This window comes from Alkalibacterium sp. s-m-28 (assembly GCF_054658175.1).
Map to the genome: position 1 here is coordinate 1 of NZ_BAAGIQ010000406.1, position 255 is coordinate 255.

The window sequence follows — 255 nt, forward strand, 5'->3', positions numbered from 1 at the left end:
GCAGTGAAGAAAACTATGAATCCATCATCGATGACTATGAAAAGATCCCTTTGATCCCTTACGGCATGTATAACGCAGAACAAAAGAAAAAATATAAACAAGATCCGAAACGCCGGGATAATTGGTCATATGACGAAATAGAAGATGCTTATACCGACCTGGACGGTGTGCGGTTTAGTTTTACCCACTACAGCACACGTGTGGATAAACAGGGATATACGCGTCAGTTTAAAGTGTACACAGCAGACAAGGAAC

The 255-nt window shown here is 41.6% G+C and carries 1 pseudogene; it reads left to right on the plus strand.

Features of this window, described 5'->3' with window-relative positions:
- Positions 1-255 (plus strand): annotated as a pseudogene (locus ACYQ4S_RS12780) (IS5/IS1182 family transposase); the annotation flags it as partial.